Source organism: Klebsiella sp. C360, assembly GCF_048822415.1.
Lineage (GTDB): Bacteria > Pseudomonadota > Gammaproteobacteria > Enterobacterales > Enterobacteriaceae > Klebsiella > Klebsiella quasipneumoniae.
The window spans coordinates 25900-44472 of record NZ_JBMEZZ010000006.1; the positions used below are offsets into that span (position 1 = coordinate 25900).

The 18573-nt window shown below is 58.1% G+C and carries 18 protein-coding genes; 7 read left to right on the forward strand and 11 right to left on the reverse strand.

Annotation, left to right across the window (positions count from 1 at the left end):
• Window positions 1-70: 70 nt before the first annotated feature.
• Together dinB and ACOI7D_RS16825 are read left to right on the forward strand one after the other, a co-directional pair.
• Window positions 71-1126 (forward strand): DNA polymerase IV, encoded by a 1056-nt coding sequence (dinB, locus tag ACOI7D_RS16820; protein ID WP_109546635.1) that lies wholly within the window; start codon window positions 71-73, stop codon window positions 1124-1126.
• Window positions 1127-1128: 2 nt separating this feature from the next.
• Entirely contained in the window at window positions 1129-1575 is a 447-nt protein-coding gene (locus ACOI7D_RS16825) for a GNAT family N-acetyltransferase (protein WP_060591685.1), read from the forward strand.
• A 45-nt stretch (window positions 1576-1620) separates the two neighbouring features.
• On the opposite strand, the gene pepD is transcribed toward ACOI7D_RS16825, so the two are convergent.
• A complete protein-coding gene (pepD, locus tag ACOI7D_RS16830; RefSeq protein WP_023288511.1) occupies window positions 1621-3078 on the reverse strand; it encodes a cytosol nonspecific dipeptidase in 1458 nt (485 codons plus the stop codon).
• Between the two features lie 257 nt (window positions 3079-3335).
• On the opposite strand from pepD, the gene gpt reads away from it, so the two are divergent.
• The 3 genes from gpt to crl all read left to right on the forward strand — a co-directional run bounded on the left by gpt (window position 3336) and on the right by crl (window position 5600).
• Window positions 3336-3794 carry a xanthine phosphoribosyltransferase gene (gene gpt, locus ACOI7D_RS16835; RefSeq protein ID WP_002889733.1) on the forward strand — a complete coding sequence of 153 codons (459 nt, stop codon included), beginning with the start codon at window positions 3336-3338 and terminating at the stop codon, window positions 3792-3794.
• Between the two features lie 105 nt (window positions 3795-3899).
• Window positions 3900-5144 (forward strand): esterase FrsA, encoded by a 1245-nt coding sequence (frsA, locus tag ACOI7D_RS16840; RefSeq protein ID WP_023288512.1) that lies wholly within the window; start codon window positions 3900-3902, stop codon window positions 5142-5144.
• A 57-nt stretch (window positions 5145-5201) separates the two neighbouring features.
• Complete coding sequence (crl, locus tag ACOI7D_RS16845) at window positions 5202-5600, forward strand: sigma factor-binding protein Crl (RefSeq protein WP_060591687.1); 399 nt, start codon at window positions 5202-5204, stop codon at window positions 5598-5600.
• Between the two features lie 96 nt (window positions 5601-5696).
• Here crl and csiR read toward each other — a convergent pair whose 3' ends face one another.
• From csiR to glaH, 6 genes are all read right to left on the reverse strand, one after another.
• Entirely contained in the window at window positions 5697-6389 is a 693-nt protein-coding gene (gene csiR, locus ACOI7D_RS16850) for a DNA-binding transcriptional regulator CsiR (RefSeq protein ID WP_023288513.1), read from the reverse strand.
• Between the two features lie 45 nt (window positions 6390-6434).
• Window positions 6435-7835, reverse strand: coding sequence for a GABA permease (gene gabP, locus ACOI7D_RS16855; RefSeq protein WP_050533149.1), 1401 nt, complete (start codon window positions 7833-7835; stop codon window positions 6435-6437).
• 135 nt (window positions 7836-7970) lie between these two features.
• Window positions 7971-9254 carry a 4-aminobutyrate--2-oxoglutarate transaminase gene (gene gabT, locus ACOI7D_RS16860; protein ID WP_109546634.1) on the reverse strand — a complete coding sequence of 428 codons (1284 nt, stop codon included), beginning with the start codon at window positions 9252-9254 and terminating at the stop codon, window positions 7971-7973.
• 12 nt (window positions 9255-9266) lie between these two features.
• Complete coding sequence (gene gabD, locus ACOI7D_RS16865) at window positions 9267-10715, reverse strand: NADP-dependent succinate-semialdehyde dehydrogenase (RefSeq protein ID WP_023288516.1); 1449 nt, start codon at window positions 10713-10715, stop codon at window positions 9267-9269.
• 23 nt (window positions 10716-10738) lie between these two features.
• A complete protein-coding gene (lhgO, locus tag ACOI7D_RS16870) occupies window positions 10739-12007 on the reverse strand; it encodes an L-2-hydroxyglutarate oxidase (protein WP_032453044.1) in 1269 nt (422 codons plus the stop codon).
• Between the two features lie 27 nt (window positions 12008-12034).
• Complete coding sequence (gene glaH / locus ACOI7D_RS16875) at window positions 12035-13012, reverse strand: glutarate dioxygenase GlaH (RefSeq protein WP_048334107.1); 978 nt, start codon at window positions 13010-13012, stop codon at window positions 12035-12037.
• Window positions 13013-13478: 466 nt separating this feature from the next.
• Between glaH and ACOI7D_RS16880 the strand changes: the two genes are divergently transcribed.
• Together ACOI7D_RS16880 and ACOI7D_RS16885 are read left to right on the forward strand one after the other, a co-directional pair.
• Entirely contained in the window at window positions 13479-13736 is a 258-nt protein-coding gene (locus ACOI7D_RS16880; protein WP_032453046.1) for a YjhX family toxin, read from the forward strand.
• A gap of 57 nt (window positions 13737-13793) precedes the next feature.
• Window positions 13794-14543, forward strand: a complete 750-nt coding sequence (locus ACOI7D_RS16885) for an SAM-dependent methyltransferase (protein WP_032453047.1) — start codon at window positions 13794-13796, stop codon at window positions 14541-14543.
• Between the two features lie 40 nt (window positions 14544-14583).
• Here ACOI7D_RS16885 and ACOI7D_RS16890 read toward each other — a convergent pair whose 3' ends face one another.
• The 4 genes from ACOI7D_RS16890 to ACOI7D_RS16905 form a co-directional block, all read right to left on the reverse strand.
• Window positions 14584-15222 carry a glutathione S-transferase family protein gene (locus ACOI7D_RS16890; RefSeq protein WP_109546633.1) on the reverse strand — a complete coding sequence of 213 codons (639 nt, stop codon included), beginning with the start codon at window positions 15220-15222 and terminating at the stop codon, window positions 14584-14586.
• A 216-nt stretch (window positions 15223-15438) separates the two neighbouring features.
• Complete coding sequence (locus tag ACOI7D_RS16895) at window positions 15439-16701, reverse strand: PTS galactitol transporter subunit IIC (RefSeq protein ID WP_023288522.1); 1263 nt, start codon at window positions 16699-16701, stop codon at window positions 15439-15441.
• A gap of 88 nt (window positions 16702-16789) precedes the next feature.
• Complete coding sequence (locus ACOI7D_RS16900; RefSeq protein WP_109546632.1) at window positions 16790-17785, reverse strand: 2-hydroxyacid dehydrogenase; 996 nt, start codon at window positions 17783-17785, stop codon at window positions 16790-16792.
• A gap of 16 nt (window positions 17786-17801) precedes the next feature.
• Window positions 17802-18563 (reverse strand): SDR family NAD(P)-dependent oxidoreductase, encoded by a 762-nt coding sequence (locus ACOI7D_RS16905; protein ID WP_023288524.1) that lies wholly within the window; start codon window positions 18561-18563, stop codon window positions 17802-17804.
• Between the last annotated feature and the right edge of the window lie 10 nt (window positions 18564-18573).

Here is an 18573-nt window from a genome sequence, read left to right on the forward strand (position 1 = left end):
AAATAAAAAAAGCATAAAATTCGCAGCGAGTTTTGCTATGCTGTATGGGTATACAGTGTTGAGTCTGACGATGCGTAAAATTATCCATGTCGATATGGACTGTTTCTTTGCGGCGGTGGAGATGCGCGACAACCCGGCGTTGCGCGATATACCTCTCGCGATAGGCGGCAGTCGGGTACAGCGTGGGGTGATTAGTACCGCGAACTATCCTGCGCGTAAGTTTGGCGTGCGCAGCGCCATGCCGACGGCGACGGCGCTCAAGCTGTGCCCGCATCTCACGCTGCTTCCCGGCCGCTTTGATGCCTACAAAGAAGCCTCGAACCATATCCGCGAAATTTTCTCCCGCTATACCTCGCGCATTGAGCCGCTGTCGCTGGATGAAGCCTATCTTGACGTCAGCGACAGCGTGCATTGTCACGGGTCGGCCACCCTGATCGCCCAGGAGATCCGCGAAACCATCGAACGGGAGCTGCGCCTCACCGCCTCGGCGGGGGTAGCGCCGGTAAAGTTTCTTGCCAAAATCGCCTCCGACATGAATAAACCCAACGGCCAGTTCGTTATCGCTCCCCATCAGGTGGCTGAGTTTGTACGGGCGCTGCCGCTGGCGAAAATACCCGGCGTCGGGAAGGTATCGGCGGCGAAGCTGGAAAATATGGGCCTGCGTACCTGTGGCGATGTACAGAACAGCGATCTGGCCATGCTGCTTAAGCGCTTCGGTAAATTCGGCCGTATTTTGTGGGAGCGCAGCCACGGGATTGATGAGCAGGAAATCCATAACGACCGGCAGCGCAAGTCAGTGGGGGTAGAGCGGACGTTAGCGGAAGATATCCATGAATGGTCAGAGTGCGAAGCGATTATCGAAAATCTCTATCCCGAACTGGAGCGCCGGCTGGCGAAGGTCAAACCGGACCTGCTGATCGCCCGTCAGGGTATTAAACTGAAATTCAATGACTTCCAGCTGACCACCCAGGAGCACGTCTGGCCGCAGCTGAACAAAGCGGATCTGATTGCCACCGCGCACAAGGCCTGGGATGAGCGCCGCGGCGGACGTGGCGTGCGCCTGGTTGGGCTCCACGTGACGCTCCTCGATCCGCAGCTGGAAAGGCAGCTTTTATTAGGGATTTAACCATGCACATTCGTCCTTACCGCGACAACGATTTACCACTGCTCTGTCGGATATTCCTGCGCGCGGTGCGGGAAACGGCCAGCCGGGACTATACTCCGGCACAGATTGCGGCCTGGGCGCAGGTGGATGAGACGCGCTGGCGGCAAAAGCTGGCTGATGCAAACGGGCTGGTGGCGGAGATAGAGAGTCAACCGGTTGGCTTTATCACCGCCATCGGGACGCATATCGATTTGCTCTTTGTCTCGCCGGATCACGGCCGGCAGGGTATCGGCGGCGCGCTTATCGAGGCGCTCTGCGCTCAGTATCCTGCGCAAATCCTGACGGTGGACGCCAGCATTACCGCGAGACCCTGTTTTACGGCCCATGGCTTTAAGGTGGTGGCTGAGCAGCGGGTGGCGGCGCGCGGGGAGTGGTTTATTAACTACCGGATGGAAAGCGCGGGACGCTAAGGTGAGGGGGAGAAACCGGCGGCGGGCTGCCGCCGGTGGTGGGGCTTATTTAGCCGGAATGGCTTTCAGCAGCTCGGTCAGCAGCGTCCAGTACTGGCCGACGCTCTCGATATGGACCTGCTCATCCGGGGAGTGCGGACCGGTAATGGTTGGCCCGATGGAGACCATGTCCATCTCCGGATACGGTTTTTTGAACAGGCCGCATTCCAGACCGGCGTGGATGATCTGGATGTTCGGCGTCTTGTTGAACAGACGCTGGTAAGTCTCGCGCACCAGGTGCATCACCGGCGAGTTGGCGTCCGGCTGCCAGCCAGGGTAAGCGCCTTTGGCTTCGGTTTTCGCCCCCGCCAGTTTACCCAGAGATTCCAGCATGCTGACCACATAGTCTTTGCCGCTGTCGATCAGCGAGCGGATCAGGCAGTGGATCTGCACGTTGTCATCGGTCATGGTGACGACGCCGACGTTCAGCGAAGTTTCCACTACGCCTTTCGCCACGTCAGAGTTGCGGATAACCCCGTTCGGCGTGGCGTTCAGCAGGCGGATGAAACCGTCGCGGGAGGCCTGAGTCAGCGCCGCTTTGTCGTTCTCTACCGCTTCCAGGAGCACCGCCAGGTTCTTCTCTTTGGCCGCCAGCTCGTTTTGCAGCAGCGCCTGGTAAGTATTCACCAGCGCTTTCAGCGCATCGGCTTTATCCGCGGCGACGGCGACAGTAGCGTATGCTTCGCGCGGGATGGCGTTGCGCAACGTACCGCCGTTGAAATCGACCAGACGCAGATCCAGCTCATCGGCATGACCGGCAAGGAAGCGCGACAGCAGCTTGTTGGCGTTACCCAGACCGAGATGGATGTCACCGCCGGAGTGGCCGCCCTTCAGCCCTTTTAAGGTCACTTTAAAGCTCTGGAAACCGGCCGGAATCGCTTCGCGGGTCAGCGCCAGGTTTGAGGTGAAATCGATCCCGCCGGCGCAACCCATATAGATTTCGCCTTCTTCTTCGGAGTCGGTGTTGATCAGGATATCGGCCTGCAGCCAGTTGGCCTGCAGACCGAAGGCGCCGTCCATACCGGCTTCTTCGGTCATGGTCAGCAGCACTTCAAGCGGGCCGTGAGCGACGCTGTCGTCGGCCAGTACCGCCAGTGCGGACGCCATCCCGATACCGTTGTCCGCGCCCAGCGTGGTGCCGCGCGCTTTCACCCATTCGCCGTCAATGTACGGCTGGATCGGATCTTTGGCGAAGTCGTGGACGGTGTCGTTATTTTTCTGCGGCACCATATCGAGGTGCGCCTGCAGCGCTACCGGCTTACGGTTTTCCATACCGGCAGTCGCGCCTTTACGAATCAGAATGTTGCCAACCTGGTCGCGTTCCGCGTGTAAGCCTTTTTCTTTTGCCCAACCCATAATGTGCTCGGCGAGCTGTTCTTCGTGATAGGACGGGTGCGGGATGGAGCAAATCTTGGCGAAAATATCCCAAAGCGGCTGCGGGGATAGTTGAGACAGTTCAGACACGGTAAGTCTCCTTACAGACTCCTGCATACAGCGGTTGCAGGACGAGGGTTAGCGTTAAAATACACAACAAGCCCGGGCTTGCGCGATGGGGGTGAGAATACCACTTTCCACCGCCGCAGGTAGTGTAAACAACGCAAAAAGCGTTGCGCAAACCGCTTAACACTGGTTTTTAGTGCGTCAGATCTCTATAATCTCGCGCAACCATTTTCCCCCTCGAACATTATTTAAGCCGTATTACACAGGCTGGGACACTTCACATGAGCGAAAAATACGTCGTCACCTGGGACATGTTGCAGATTCACGCCCGCAAACTGGCCAGCCGTCTGCTGCCGGTTGAGCAATGGAAAGGCATTATTGCCGTTAGCCGCGGTGGACTGGTACCGGGAGCCTTACTGGCGCGTGAACTGGGCATTCGTCATGTTGATACCGTATGCATCTCCAGCTACGACCATGATAACCAGCGCGAGCTGAAAGTGCTGAAACGTGCGGAAGGCGATGGCGAAGGCTTTATCGTTATCGACGATCTGGTGGATACCGGCGGGACCGCCGTGGCGATCCGCGAAATGTATCCCAAAGCGCACTTCGTCACCATTTTCGCCAAACCGGCAGGCCGTCCGCTGGTGGATGATTACGTGGTTGATATTCCGCAGGATACCTGGATTGAACAGCCGTGGGATATGGGCGTGGTGTTTGTACCCCCTATCGCAGGTCGTTAATTCTTCAGGACAGTGCTATTTACCACGCCCGGCTTGCCGGGCGTGGTTTTTTTTATCCTATAGCAGGTTACAATATCCGGAGTGGCACTACGACGGAGACTGCACATGTCACAGGCTAACCTCAGCGAAACGCTGTTTAAACCTCGCTTCAAACATCCCGAAACCTCTACGCTGGTGCGCCGGTTTTCTGCTGGAAAACCCCAGGCGATGCAGTCAGCGCTGAGCGGCAATCACGTCGAACACTGGTACCGTCTGATCAATCGCTTAATGTGGATCTGGCGCGGCGTAACCCCGCAGGAGATCCTTGATGTGCAAGCGCGCATTGTGATGAGCGAGGCCGAACGAACGGATCCCGAGCTGTTCGATACCGTCATCGGCTATCGCGGCGGCAACTGGATCTTTGAGTGGGCGAAAGAGGCGATGCAGTGGCAGCAAAAGGCCGGCCAGGAAGCCGATCCTTTGCTGAGCGGCCGCCACTGGCTGCATGCTTCGAACCTGTACAGCATTGCCGCTTATCCGCATATTAAAGGCGATGAGCTGGCGGAACAGGCGCAGGCTTTAGCCAACCGGGCGTATGAAGAGGCCGCCCAGCGGCTGCCTGGCGCCCTGCGCGAGCTGGAGTTCACCATCCCTGGCGGTTCGCCGATCACCGGCTTTTTGCATATGCCGAAAGGCGAGGGGCCGTTTCCGACGGTGCTGATGTGTGGGGGGCTGGACTCGCTGCAGACGGATTATTACAACCTGTATGAGAACTACTTCTCACCGCTCGGCATTGCCATGCTGACCATTGATATGCCCTCCATCGGCTTCTCGTCAAAATGGACGCTGAATCAGGACACCAGCCTGCTGCATCAGCACGCGCTGCGCCATCTGGAAAATGTGCCATGGATCGACCATACCCGGGTCGCCGCCTTCGGCTTCCGTTTTGGCGCCAATATCGCGGTGCGTCTCGGTTACCTGGAGCCGCAGCGGCTGAAGGCCGTAGCCTGTCTGGGGCCGGTGGTCCACGGTCTGCTGGTGGATCCTCTGCATCAGGGGCGCGTGCCGGAGATGTACCTCGACGTGCTGGCCTCGCGGCTGGGCATGCATGACGCGTCCGATGAAGCGCTGCGCGTGGAGCTCAACCGCTACTCGTTAAAAACCCAGGGACTGCTGGGACGCCGTTGCCCGACGCCGATGCTCTCCGGCTTCTGGAAGGACGATCCGTTCAGCCCCGAAGAGGAGTCGCGGTTAATCACCTCGTCATCTGCCGATGGCAAACTGCTGGAGATCCCGTTTAACCCGGTGTATCGCAATTTTGATCACGCATTGCGACAGATCGCCCGCTGGATCAACCATAGATTTGGTTAATTTATTGCTAAATTCTATTGGTTTGGTAAAACAGTTGCATCACTAAAGGAGATCGCAATGACGTTACCGAGTGGACACCTGAAAAGTAAGTTGATCAAGAAATTCACGGCGCTAGGGCCTTACATTCGCGAAGAGCAGTGCCATGACAACCGTTTCTTTTTCGATTGCCTGGCAGTTTGCGTCAACGTTAAGCCCGCACCGGAGAAGCGTGAATTCTGGGGCTGGTGGATGGAAATGGAAGCACAAGAGTCACGTTTCACCTATAGCTACCAGTTTGGCCTGTTCAATAAAGAAGGGGCATGGCAGGCGGTCGACATTGACGACCCGGAAGTGAGCGACAGACTGGAAAAAACGCTGCGCGAGTTTCACGAGCGCGCCGCAGCGCTGCTGACCACCTTTAATCTGAAGCTGGAACCGGCCGACGATTTCAGCGAGCCGGTTCGCCTGCGCGCCTGATTGATCTACAGATACGATTCCTCCACGCCCGTGCGGCGTGGAGGAGCGTGACGAAGGTTTTGCCGCCCCACCCGCACTCTCCACCCTCCACCTGGCTCACACTGCCTGCGGCTGCAGCTTGCCGGCCATCGCCTGCTGAATAATCGGGATCGGCGTCAGTAAGTGCTCGCGCATCAGCGCGCTGGCCTGCTCGGCGTCGCGCGCCAGAATAGCGTCCACCAGGGTCTGATGCTGGACATGCTTATCTTCCAGCATCTCCACCGACAGGACGGTGGTGCGCAGCCAGATAAAACGGTAGCGGGCTGCCAGATCGAAGAGCCGCTCGCGCATTTGCAGCAGATACTGCGAACCGCAGCCGGCGACGATGGCGGTGTGAAACGCCTGGTGGCGCTGGTCCCACTCATCGAGTAAGCGCTCACTTGCCTCGCACGACTCCAGCTTGTTGAGCAGATGGGCGCGGGCCAGCAGCTCCGCCTCCCACTCATCGCCGCCGCGCTCGATGGCGAGGCGCACCAGCATGGCTTCCATGTTGGCGCGCGCGTCGAAGATATCGAGAAGCTCCTGTTCCGACATGGGCGCCACCCGATAGCCTTTCTGATTGACCACCGTCACCAGCCGCTCGGCCACCAGCTGCGAAAGCGCCTCGCGCAGCGGACCGACCCCCAGGGCATAGCGCGAGGTCAACAGGCTCATCCGCAGCTTCTCATCGGGTTGGTAGACCCCGCGGATGATGTCGTTTTTTAACCAACGGTACCCGTCAATGGCCGTCGCCTGGGAAATGGCGGTCATGATCTTACTCCTGAATACTCTTCCCGGCGGGGGCCGGGAACAGGGTTAACGCGTATTTTGCAGCGGCAGTTTTTGCCACAATACCAGCTTTTTCCAGCGCGACATAATCGGTACCGTACAAATAATTCCCAATGCTAACAGGCCGGTAGAGATCACCTCCAGCTGCTGCGCCGGACGGAACAGCATCACTACCAGCACGAAGGTGATAAAGGCGATCACCAGCCAGGTCAGGTACGGATAGAGCCACATTCTGAGACGGATCTCGCCGCCTTGCGCCTGAAGGATTTTACGCATCCGCAGTTGCGAAACGGCAATCACCAGATAGACCAGCAGGGCGATGGCGCCGGAGCTGTCGATGAGGAATTTAAACACCTTGGCAGGCGCGTAGTAGTTCACCACCACGGTGAGGAACGCCGCGCCGGTGGAGAGGAGCACCGCCACGTACGGCGTTTTGCTGCGGTTGGTCCGCCCCATGAAGGCTGGCGCATCGCCGCGGCGGCTCAGGGAGTAGAGCATCCGCGAGGCGGTATACAGCGCCGAGTTCAGACAGCTGGTGACCGACAGGAGGATCACGCCGTCCATAATCAGCTTGGCATAGGGAATATGCAGCAGCTCGAGCACCGAGCGGTAGGAGCCGATGCTCTTCAGCCCCGGCATATTCCATGGGATGAGGGCGACGACGATAAAGATCGAGCACAGATAAAAAATAGAGATACGCCAGATCACCGAGTTGGTGGCGCGCACGATATGTTTATCCGGGGTATCCGATTCGGCGGCGGCAATAGTGACAATCTCCGCGCCCATAAACGAGAACATGGTGATCAGCATCGCGCTCAGCACCGCGCCGAAGCCGTTGGGCATAAAGCCGCCGTGATCCCACAGACGCGAAATGCCGCTCACCTCGGCATACGGATAAAAGCCGGTAATGGCGACCGCGCCCAGTACGATAAACGCCAGAATAGCGACCACTTTGCACAGCGCCAGCCAGAACTCGAATTCGCCGTAGTTTTTGACGCTCAGCAGATTACTGCCGGTGAGGGCGAGGGTGATGACCAGAGAGAACAGCCACACCGGGACGCCCGGCACCCATGAATGCAAAATAATCGCCGCGATATTGGCTTCCAGCGGAATAACCAATACCCAAAACCACCAGTACAGCCAGCCGATGGTATACCCCGCCCAGCGGCCGATGGCTTTATCGGCATAGGTGGAAAAGGAGCCGGTATCCGGCGTGGCGACCGCCATTTCGGCCAGCATACGCATAATCATCACCACCAGTAGCCCGGCAAACAGATAGGCCAGCAGCACCGCCGGGCCCGCCTCGGCAATGGCGACGCTGGATCCGACAAATAAACTCGCGCCGATCACCCCGGCGATAGATAACATCGTGACGTGGCGCGACTTCAGCCCCGCCCCTAAATCCTGTGATTGCGACAGTTGCCCCATCATTTACCCTCTCGAAGTGTGTCACCTGGGAGAGCGCCCCGACATTCCCGCGCCGGGGCACGCGTATTATTGTTGTTTTGCAGGTCTCGTCTTTATTCCCTTACTAACGTACTTCGTGTCCGCATGTCTGGTGTGCTATGCCTGTTTCGCCTCGGTAAAGCAGTCGGCAATGATCTTCAGCCCCTGCTCGATCTGCGCCTCTTCGATGGTCAGCGGCACCAGGATGCGCAGCACGTTGTAGTACGGCCCGCAGGAGAGCAGGATCAGACCTTTGTCGCGCGCCCGGGCGACAATATCCGCCGTCAGCCTGGCGTTCGGCCTGCTGTGGTCGCCCTCTTCAAACAGCTCAATGGCGATCATCGCTCCCAGACCGCGCACGTCGCCGATCTCCGGATGATCTTCTGCGATCGCCAGCAGGCCCTGGCGCAGGGTATCGCCGAGCTGGTTGGCTTTTTCCAGCAGATTCTCCTGCTCGAAAATCTGCAATACCGCCAGGGCGGCGGCGCAGGCGATGGGGTTGCCGGCGTAGGTGCCGCCCAGTCCGCCCGGGGCGATGGCGTCCATCACCTCCGCGCGGCCGGTGACGCCCGCCAGCGGGAAACCGCCGGCGATGGATTTGGCGAAGGTGGTGATATCCGCCGCGACGCCCATCTGCTCCATGGCGAACAGGGTACCGGTGCGGCCCGCGCCGCTCTGTACTTCATCGGCGATGAGCATAATGCCGTGCTCGTCGCACAGGGCGCGCAGGCGCTGCATAAAGGCCGGGGAGGCGGCATAGAATCCGCCTTCACCCTGCACCGGCTCGATAATGATGGCGGCGATATCTTCCGGCGCGGCATCGTTTTTGAAGATGCGATGGATGCTGGCGATCGCCTCTTCATCGCTGACGCCGTGCAGCGCGCACGGATAGAGGGCGCGATAGACGTGACCCGGCATTAAGCCCATACCGGCGGAGTATGGATTCACTTTACCGGTCAGCGACAGGGTGTAGTGAGTGCGGCCGTGATAGGCGCCGGTGAAGGCGATCGCGCCGCTGCGCCCGGTTGCCGCGCGGGCGATCTTCACTGCGTTCTCCACCGCTTCCGACCCGGTGGTCACCAGCAGGGTTTTCTTGGCGAAATCACCAGGCACCTTCTGGTTCATCTTTTCGCACAGCGCCAGGTAGGGCTCGTAGGCCAGCACCTGGAAGCAGGTATGGGACAGCTTTTTCAGCTGGACCTCCACGGCGGCGACAATCTGCGGATGCAGGTGGCCGGTATTGAGCACTGCGATACCGCCGGCAAAATCGAGATATTCCCGCCCTTCGACGTCCCACACCCGGCAGTTTTCCGCGCGCTCGGCGAAGACAGGATGGATCTGGCCGACGCCGCGCGGGACCGCGTCGTTGCGACGCGCCATCATTGCTTTATTGCTGTTCATCCGTCACTCCTGTTAAAGGCCAATACACATGTATTTGATTTCTAAGTAGTCTTCGATGCCGTACTTCGACCCTTCGCGGCCGAGGCCGGAGGCCTTAACGCCGCCGAACGGAGCGACTTCGGTGGAGATAATTCCGGTATTGATGCCGATGATGCCGTACTCCAGCGCTTCGCCGACGCGGAACACACGGCTCAGATCGCGGGCGTAGAAATAGGCGGCGAGACCGAACTCGGTATCGTTGGCCTGGGCAATGACGTCGGCTTCATCTTTAAAGCGGAACAGCGGGGCCAGCGGGCCGAAGGTCTCCTCTTTCGCCACTTTGGCGCTGTCGGGCACGTTGACCAGGATGGTGGGCTGGAAGAAGTTGCCGCCCAGGGCGTGCGGTTTGCCGCCGGTGACCACCTTTGCGCCTTTGGCGATGGCGTCGGCAATGTGTTCTTCAACTTTGGCGACGGCTTTCTCGTCGATCAGCGGGCCGGTCGTGACGCCCTCCTGCAGGCCGTCGCCGATGCGCAGTTTTTCCACCGCCTGCTGCAGCTTCTCGGCGAAACGGTCATACACCCCGTCCTGGACGTACAGGCGGTTGGCGCAGACGCAGGTTTGCCCGGCGTTGCGGAACTTCGACGCCAGCGCCCCCTCGACGGCTTTATCGAGATCGGCATCGTCGAAGACGATAAACGGCGCGTTGCCGCCCAGCTCCAGGGAGACTTTTTTGATATCTTTCGCGCACTGCTCCATCAGCTGGCGGCCAATCTCGGTCGAGCCGGTAAAGGAGAGCTTGCGTACCAGCGGGTTGCTGGTCAGTTCGCCGCCGACCGCGCCGGCTGAGCCGGTGACGACGTTGAACACCCCGGCGGGGATCCCTGCGCGATTCGCCAGTTCGGCCAGCGCCAGCGCGGAAAACGGCGTCTGGCTGGCCGGTTTCAGGACCATGGTGCAGCCCGCGGCCAGCGCCGGGCCCGCTTTGCGGGTGATCATCGCCGCCGGGAAGTTCCACGGGGTGATGGCGGCGGTGACGCCGATGGGCTGCTTAATCACCAGCAGGCGCTTGTCGGCCTGGTGGCCCGGAATGGTGTCGCCGTAAATGCGTTTACCTTCTTCGGCGAACCATTCAATAAAGGAGGCGGCGTAGCTGATTTCGCCTTTGGCTTCCGCCAGCGGTTTCCCCTGTTCGAGGGTCATCAGACGGGCGAGATCGTCCTGGTTCTCCAGCATGAGATCGAACCAGCGGCGCAGAATATTCGCCCGCTCTTTGGCGGTGAGAGCGCGCCAGGCGGGAAGGGCGCGGTTAGCGGCTTCGATCGCTTGTCGGGTTTCGTCAGCGCCCATTTTCGGCACGCTGCCGAGCTGCTCGCCGTTGGCGGGGTTGGTCACCGCAATCACGTCGCCGTTGGGCGCATCGCGCCACTGGCCATCAATCAGCGCCTGCTGGCGAAACAGAGTCATATCGTTGAGTTGCATAATCGCTTCCTGTCTTCAGGGGGTTAACGGGTAAAAGCGGCGTGTAGTGTCTCCACGCTACGTGCCGCACGCAGCGTGCGTCCGGGATTGCTCTGGCTGGCCAGCAGGGTCTGCACCTTGCTGACGATATGCGCGCCGATCGGGATAGCCGACGTCGCCGCGGGTGACGGCGCGTTACAGGTGTGAATGGAACGCGCGGTGGTGACGAAGAGAAAATCGTCGATCAGTTTGCCCTGCGGCGATACCGCCTGCGCCCGCACGCCGGCCGGCCACGGGCGCAAATCGCGCAATGTCAGGCTCGGGCAGTATTTCTGCACCAGCCGCAGATAGCCGCTTCGGCACAGCGAATTTTTCATTTCGCCCAGCCCGGAGCGCAGGTTGTTTTGCAGTACCCGGCGAATGCCGGGCGAGGTGAGGATCTCCAGGGTATCGGCCAGCGAAATATCGCGCTTGCGATAGCCTTCGCGCTTCAGGGCCAGCACGGCGTTGGGGCCGACGGTGACGCTGCCGTCGATCATGCGGGTCAGGTGGACGCCGAGGAACGGCATCGCCGGATCGGGGATCGGATAGATCAGATGGTTGACGATCTGATTGTGCTGCGGAGCGAGCTGGAAATACTCCCCGCGGAACGGGCAGATGATAAACCCGGGATCGACGCCGAGCATTTTCACCAGTCGATCGGCCATCAGCCCGGAACAGGTAATCAGCGTCGAGGCCTCATACTCGCCGCCCTGGCGGGTGTGGACGACCACGCCGCTGGCGTGTTCTTTCAGGGCGCTGACTTCGGCGTTGTAGACGATGGCGCCGCCTTTCGATTCGAAGTTCTTCGCCATCGCCGCCGCCACGTCGCGGTAGCTGACGATGCCGCTGGAAGGGACGAAGATCCCGCCGAGTCCGCTGATGTTCGGTTCGCGCTCGCGCAGCTCCCCGGCGCTCAGCCATTCCCGCTGCAGGCCGTTGGCGGCGGTGCGATCCCACAGGGCGCGCATCCGCTCCATCTCCAGCGGCGAGGTGGCGACCAGCATCTTGCCGCAGACGTCGTAGCGGATGCCGTTCTGCTCGCAAAAGGCTTTGGTGGCGCGGTTGCCGGCGAGGCAAAACTGCGCCTTGAGGCTGCCGGGCGTGTAGTACACCCCGGCGTGGATCACGCCGCTGTTATGGCCGGTCTGATGGCAGGCCGGGCCGGCCTCTTTTTCCAGCAGCGCAATGCGGGCGTCCGGGTAAATCTCAATTAACTGCATGGCGGTCGACATGCCGATGATGCCGCCGCCGATAATCACGAAATCATACATCCGCTCAATTCCTTCGCCTGAAAACCCTTATTGATGAGTCTGGTAATGATTCGTGGAATACGCAAAGTAGCCGCGCTGGCGCATCAGCTCGCGGCGCAGGTCCGGGTGCGGCGTAAAGCGGTCGCGGCCGTGCAGCCAGAACAGGTTGTTTATCAACAGAAATTTGCCTACCGGAACCGGTACAGAAAGAATGTTTTTGCTGGTCTCCAGCGCGTCGGAGAGGCGGCTCAGCCAGGTGCCTTCTTCGAAATCTTTCGGCTGGACGAACTGGTCGATATAGCGCATCACCGGGCGACCTAACTGGTCGACGTCGAATACCGGGTGGAAGACATCTTTGCTGACGTTTTTGCTCGGCGGCGCGGCCCAGCGCATCGGGCGGCGGGCGAGCGGGTCGCGGAAGAATTCGTCGAGGTGCTCCCAGTCGTCGAGATGCAGCAGCAGGGAATTGCCGCCCTGCATGTTCTGCTCGTCGATCTTCATCATCAGCACATAGTCGGTTTGCTCTTCGACGTAGGTGCCGTCGTTGTGCAGCTCCATCACCCGGTGCGGCTGGCGCAGATAGCTGTCGGAGTTATCGACGTTTTTCACCACGAAACGGGCGTAATACTGGCCGCTCATGGCGTCGAAATTGGAACGGCCAATCAGGTGCGCCACGGCGGTGGCCAGCTTGACCATCTCCTCGGCCTGGCTAACGTGATCGATCCCTTCGCCGTTGATCAGCAGCGCGCCTTCCGCGCGGTCGAGCAGCGTTTTGATCAGCAGCGGCTGCAGCTGGTTGCCGCACAGATCGTCGAGGATCTTGCCCACCTGGAAGCGTAAGAAAGATTTGTACTCCAGCGCCTGCACCGGCCACTGCGCGACCTGCTGCAGAAACTGGGCGGTGGTGTCGGCGGAAAAGGTGAGCTCCAGCAGGCGCGGCGACTGGGCGGAAGGGGCGACGGTAAAGCCAGGGAAGTGTTGAGCTAACGGCGCGGATGTCGGTTTTACTGCGGTCAGGGCGTTCATCAGGATCGTTCCTCGCAATGGAATGGAAGGTCAGGGTGATGTTCATTTCGTAGCCATAAATTAAAAATATCTACATTTTTATAAAATGCGTACGGAATGGCCTTTTTGTTTCTATTTTGTGATCTGACAACAATTATTTAACAACGCGAGGGGGATAAGGCGGTGGTTAACGTTGAGGAACAAAGCGGGTGGCGGAAAAGGCAAAATGCCGGGAAGGCTGAGGATAAATCATAACGCCGATCACAGTTTTTAATCTGTGCAATACCCTTACCAGATGAAGGTGTTAACATTCAGCCGGTAAATACCTTTCAATGCTCACCGAGGCTTCGATGCTGGAGAATGTCATTATCAGATAATCAGCTTCCCGACCTGCCCAGGCCGGACTGATTATCGCTGCGCTTAAACCTTACGCACACACCTGCGGGTGTAGGCATGTTTTCGCACATGATAATGAACAGGTTTCAGTATGAATTTATCCCGTCAGGAACAACGGACCTTACACGTACTCGCCAAAGGTGGCCGTATTGCGCACGTCCGCGATACCTCCGGCCGCATTACCGCCGTCGAATGCTACACCCGGGAAGGGCTGTTGCTGAGCGACTGCACCCTCGCGGTCTTCAAAAAGCTCAAAACCAAAAAGCTGATTAAGTCGGTGAATGGCCAGCCGTACCGGATCAACACCACCGGTTTGACCAACGTTCGCGCACAGGCGGACAACCGCTGATACAGCGACCCGGGCAGGGTCGCTGCCCGGGCGTATGGCTCTCAAGGAGAAAAACCCATGATCGATATCCCTCGCATTTTTACTATCAGTGAAAGCGAACACCGTATTCATAACCCCTTTACCCCGGAAAAGTACGCCACGCTGGGGCGGGCGCTGCGAATGGCGCCGGGCGCCTCCATTCTTGACCTCGGCAGCGGCTCCGGAGAGATGCTCTGTAGCTGGGCGCGCGATCATCAGATCGTCGGCACCGGGGTGGACATGAGCCTGCTGTTCAGCCAGCAGGCGGCCGCCCGGGCAGAGGCGCTCGGGGTGAGCGACCGGGTGACCTTTTTGCACCAGGATGCCAGCGGGTATGTCGCCAGTCAGCCGTGCGATATTGCCGCCTGCGTGGGGGCAACGTGGATCGGCGGCGGCGTGGCAGGCACGATTGCGCTGCTGAAGCAGAGCCTTAACCCAGGCGGTATGCTGCTGATCGGCGAGCCATGGTGGCGCAAACGCCCCGCCACGGCGGAAGAGGCGGTTGCCTGCGGCGCGCACTCTCCCGACGACTTCCTGACGCTGCCGGCGCTGGTCGCCCACTTCGGCGAACTGGGCTATGACGTAGTGGAGATGGTGCTGGCGGACCAGGAGGGCTGGGATCGTTATGAAGCGGCGAAATGGCTGACGATGCGCCGCTGGCTGGAGGCCAATCCGCACGATGACTTCGCGCCGGAGGTTCGCCAGCAGTTGACCACCGCGCCGCTGCACCACGTCACCTGGACCCGGGAATATCTCGGCTGGGGCGTGTTTGTCCTGATGGCGCGTTAACCAGCGTGTCGGTAGCGTCGGGAGGCGCTACCGACCATCTTCAGACTTTCAGCTCCTCGTAGCTGACCATGACGTGTTGGCGAAAGGCGGGCCGTGCGGTTAGCCGTGCATAATAGGCCGCAAGATGGGGGAGGGGACGACGGGTGATATCGATTGCAAAGTAGCGGTACAGCACATGACCAAACTGGATGTCGGCCAGGGTGAGCGTATCGCCCGCCAGATAGCGACTGCTGGCGAGACGTTCCTCGGCAATCGCCAGCTTTTGCTCCAGGGCCGTCACCGCCGCGGCGATGGCCTGCGGATCCCGCTCGGCGGCGGGCGTGCGCACCACGCGCCAGAACACCGGCGCCGTAAAGCCGAGGGCAATATTCTGCTTTGACCACTCGGCCCAGCGATCAATCTCAGTACGAGCCAGCAGGTCGCCCGGCCAGAAGGCGTCGTCGGTGTAGCGGCTGGCTAAATAGCGAAGGATCGCGCCGGTTTCCCACAGCGGCGGATTATCGCCATCCTGCAGCACTGGCACCGTACGATTGGGATTGAGCTGATAAAACGCCTCGCTGTCGGTACCGCCATAGCGATGGCCCACGTCGAAGCGGAGATAGTCCAGCCCAAGCTCGCCAACACACCACATCAGCGCCTGCACGTTAGAGGAAGTTTTTCGGCCCCAGATAGTCAGCATGGGATCTCCTGTGAACAGGGAAAGAAGGAGCATAGCAGGTAGAGTTGAAAACGGGAGGGGTCACAAAAGAAATGAGCCACCTCGCCGCGCAGGGGGCGGACGCGCTGGTCAGATGTTCAAACCAGGGGCGTCGCTGAGCCAGCTATTCAGCGCACAGAATGAGAGGAAGAAACAGAGGGCAACAGTTTGCCCTCTGTTTACTTAAGTGGTCTTGTACTAAGGTGTGGCGCTAAAAAACTCGCCAAATTTGACGGCCAGCCAGCCGACAGGCGTCGTGGCGCCGCCGACGATATTGGTGATCTCGGCCATCCCTTCCGGTACCGGAATATGTGAGTTCACCGCCGCCTGAGTATATTCTTGCGAAATGTCCGTCCCGACATACAGGATGCAGGTCACGATCAGGGTTCCGGTTATGAACATGCGGAACATATTTCGTTTACAGAACGGCGTGACCATTGCCAGCAGGAACATTAACGAAGCCAGATCGACAAAGGGCAGTACGCGGTTGCCGGGCAGAATGATAGACAGCACCACAGCCATAGGGATTAACAGCAGACCGGTCGCCAGTACCGAAGGTTCACCGATCAATAACGCCGTATCCATCCCGATGTAAAAATCGCGCCCCGGAAATTTAGCCTTCAGTTTTGCTTCAGCGGCATCACGAACAATCAACAATCCCTGCACCAGAATTTCAATCATTTTCGGCAGCAGCAGCATGGCGGCTGAAACCTTAATGGCCAGTGAAACGGCAGCGGAAATGTCATATCCAGCCAGGAAGGCCAACAGCAGTCCCAGCACAAACCCCAGGGTAAGAGGCTCGCCAAAAACGCCGAACTTTTTATTAATACTTTCCGGATCAAAATTGATTTTATTGATGAGCGGGATCTTATCAATGATGTAATTACAGGCAATGCCAAACGGCACGTAAGCTATACAGGTAAGATGTGGGAATGATATCCCTTTAAGATTATAGTTTTTTTGTAAATACGGCGCCGTTAAATCTGCGGCCAATAGCGTCAACACAAAAATAGCGAAAGTAATACCGACAGAAAGCCAGTAATTTCCCGTTCCGGCATAGACCACAGACCCCATGATCAGGAAAATCCAGTAATTAAAAATATCGATATTCACCGTTTTGGTTAATTTCAACAGAAGCATGGCCAGGTTGATGACGATAAAGCCCACCACGACGGGCAGCATCAGCGGCGAACCCCAGCCAATAGTCGATGCGGTAGGCCAACCGGTATCAACGACCGTTAACTGCAGGCCGATACGCTCAACCATCGCCTGCGATGCCGGGCCCAGGTTTGTCAGCAGCAGGCCAATCACCAGCCCCACCCCTTCAAAACCAATGCCGACCAGCATCCCTGCTTTAAATGCCGTACCGATTTTAACGCCAAAGCAAAGCGCGATAATAAAGAATATTACTGGCATCATTACTGATGCCCCCAGACTAATAATGCTGTTGATAATATCCATAATGATTCCTTAAAAGGCGGGCGAATTGGGCACGAGTTAACCCGTGCCCATTGGGCCCTGTTAATACCTTTAATGGTTCTTTTAGTATTTAACTGAGTTTCTTTAAAAGGATCTCAGCGAAGCGTTTGGGCGAATTACTGAATGCGTCAATGGTACTCCCGGCAATATGCGGCGTAATGGTCACGTTATTCAGGATATAGAATGCACTGTCGTCAGGAAGCGGTTCATCATCAAAGGTATCAAGCGCGGCGCCCATAATTTGCCCGGATCTGAGCGCATCAATCATCTCTTTTTCATTGATTAACCCGGAGCGTGCCGTGTTAACAATGATGGCACTGCGCTTCATCAGCGCGAAATGGTGTGCGTTAATCAGATTTTCGGTTTCCGGCGTCAGGCGAGCATGTAACGAGATAACGTCGGCGCGTTGTACCAGTTCGTCCAGTGAATCGACTTTCTCATAACGTTCATGGCCTGCAACGTACTTATCGTAAAAGATAATCTCCGTGCCAAAGCCGCTGAGAAATCCCGCGACCAGTTGGGCAATATGGCCGAGGCCAACCAGCCCCACGACTTTTCCGCCAAGCTCCGGGATCGCCTGATGGTTCGGGCTGTCTTTACGCCAGTATTTATCACGCAGGGCATCGTGTGACCGGGCGATATTGCGCATTTCCGCCAGGATCATGCCGACCGTGAATTCAGCGACGCTGCGAGCGTTACGCCCAGGGGTGTTCATCACCTCAACGCCCCGGGCGTTCGCCACCTCAAGATTCACGTTTTCCACGCCACCGCGGAGTACGCCTACATATTTCAGCGTGGGTAGTTTATCGAACACCGCAGTATTGACGGGGGCAAACTGAGTGATCAGGATGTCAAAATCACCCGCTCCCTGAAGCAGATCTTCCGGTAAGGCCACGGCTTCCGCGCCTTCCTGTTCAACCCGCAGATTATCTTCCTGAAGTTTCTCAATGGAGTCATGTGACCACTCGCGTACTTCGACTTCAATCCCGTTATCCCTGAGCGCTTTCAGTCCTGATTCCATCATTGCTGCATTGATAAACAGATCGGCAATTGCCAGACATTTCATAATGATTCTCCCTCGATTAACGCATCAACATACCGCCGGTAACGTCCAGAGTTGCTCCCGTCATATAGCTGGTCTTAGGAGAAACCATGAAGACACCGATGTCGGCAATTTCCTGAGGCTGAGCCACGCGGCCCACCGGAATACGACTGACGTAATAGTCAGGGTTTTGCTCAATGTTCTTACGGATCATCGCAGTATCCATGATCCCGACGGCGATATTGTTCACATTGATTTTTTGTTTGGCGACTTCCCGCGCCAGAGAGATAGCAAAGGCGACCAGACCGGCCTTACTTGCCGCGTAGTGCGCATGTCCCGTCGTGGAGCCGTGGAACGCGGCCTGCGAGGTAATATTCAGAATGCTGCCCATCCGGTCATGCTGCAGGCAGTGATTTACAAATAGCTGGCTGAGATGGAAGATGGCTTTCAGATTGACATTCATCACCAGATCCCAGTCCTGCGGGCTGATCTCGGTGACGTAGCCGCTCAGCCAGATCCCGGCGTTATTCACCAGAATGTCGGCTTTGCCCAGTCTGTCGATACAGGTGGCAAACAGATTTTCCCGGCTCTGTTCGTCAGAGAGATCGGTTTTAACCGCGATGATCTCTACGTTCGCGCTGGCCTTCACCGTTTCGATCAGCCGTTCGGGATGCTCTTCTTCCCGCATATAGGTAAAGCAGATATTGACGCCTTCTTTGGCGAGAGAAAGAACAAACTCTTTCCCCAGGCCGGTTGCGCCGCCTGTCACGATGGCCGTACGATTCGTTAAATTCAGATCCATTTTTTCCTCA

Bases quoted from the DNA above. Each gene is read 5' to 3' on its own strand.
- crl (WP_060591687.1), top strand. From the start codon at position 5,202: ATGACGTTACCGAGTGGACACCTGAAAAGTAAGTTGATCAAGAAATTC.
- gabP (WP_050533149.1), bottom strand. From the start codon at position 7,835: ATGGGGCAACTGTCGCAATCACAGGATTTAGGGGCGGGGCTGAAGTCG.
- csiR (WP_023288513.1), bottom strand. From the start codon at position 6,389: ATGACCGCCATTTCCCAGGCGACGGCCATTGACGGGTACCGTTGGTTA.
- ACOI7D_RS16880 (WP_032453046.1), top strand. From the start codon at position 13,479: ATGAATTTATCCCGTCAGGAACAACGGACCTTACACGTACTCGCCAAA.
- dinB (WP_109546635.1), top strand. From the start codon at position 71: ATGCGTAAAATTATCCATGTCGATATGGACTGTTTCTTTGCGGCGGTG.
- ACOI7D_RS16900 (WP_109546632.1), bottom strand. From the start codon at position 17,785: ATGAAATGTCTGGCAATTGCCGATCTGTTTATCAATGCAGCAATGATG.
- lhgO (WP_032453044.1), bottom strand. From the start codon at position 12,007: ATGTATGATTTCGTGATTATCGGCGGCGGCATCATCGGCATGTCGACC.
- gabD (WP_023288516.1), bottom strand. From the start codon at position 10,715: ATGCAACTCAACGATATGACTCTGTTTCGCCAGCAGGCGCTGATTGAT.
- frsA (WP_023288512.1), top strand. From the start codon at position 3,900: ATGTCACAGGCTAACCTCAGCGAAACGCTGTTTAAACCTCGCTTCAAA.
- glaH (WP_048334107.1), bottom strand. From the start codon at position 13,012: ATGAACGCCCTGACCGCAGTAAAACCGACATCCGCGCCGTTAGCTCAA.
- ACOI7D_RS16895 (WP_023288522.1), bottom strand. From the start codon at position 16,701: ATGGATATTATCAACAGCATTATTAGTCTGGGGGCATCAGTAATGATG.
- gabT (WP_109546634.1), bottom strand. From the start codon at position 9,254: ATGAACAGCAATAAAGCAATGATGGCGCGTCGCAACGACGCGGTCCCG.
- ACOI7D_RS16825 (WP_060591685.1), top strand. From the start codon at position 1,129: ATGCACATTCGTCCTTACCGCGACAACGATTTACCACTGCTCTGTCGG.
- ACOI7D_RS16890 (WP_109546633.1), bottom strand. From the start codon at position 15,222: ATGCTGACTATCTGGGGCCGAAAAACTTCCTCTAACGTGCAGGCGCTG.
- ACOI7D_RS16905 (WP_023288524.1), bottom strand. From the start codon at position 18,563: ATGGATCTGAATTTAACGAATCGTACGGCCATCGTGACAGGCGGCGCA.
- ACOI7D_RS16885 (WP_032453047.1), top strand. From the start codon at position 13,794: ATGATCGATATCCCTCGCATTTTTACTATCAGTGAAAGCGAACACCGT.
- gpt (WP_002889733.1), top strand. From the start codon at position 3,336: ATGAGCGAAAAATACGTCGTCACCTGGGACATGTTGCAGATTCACGCC.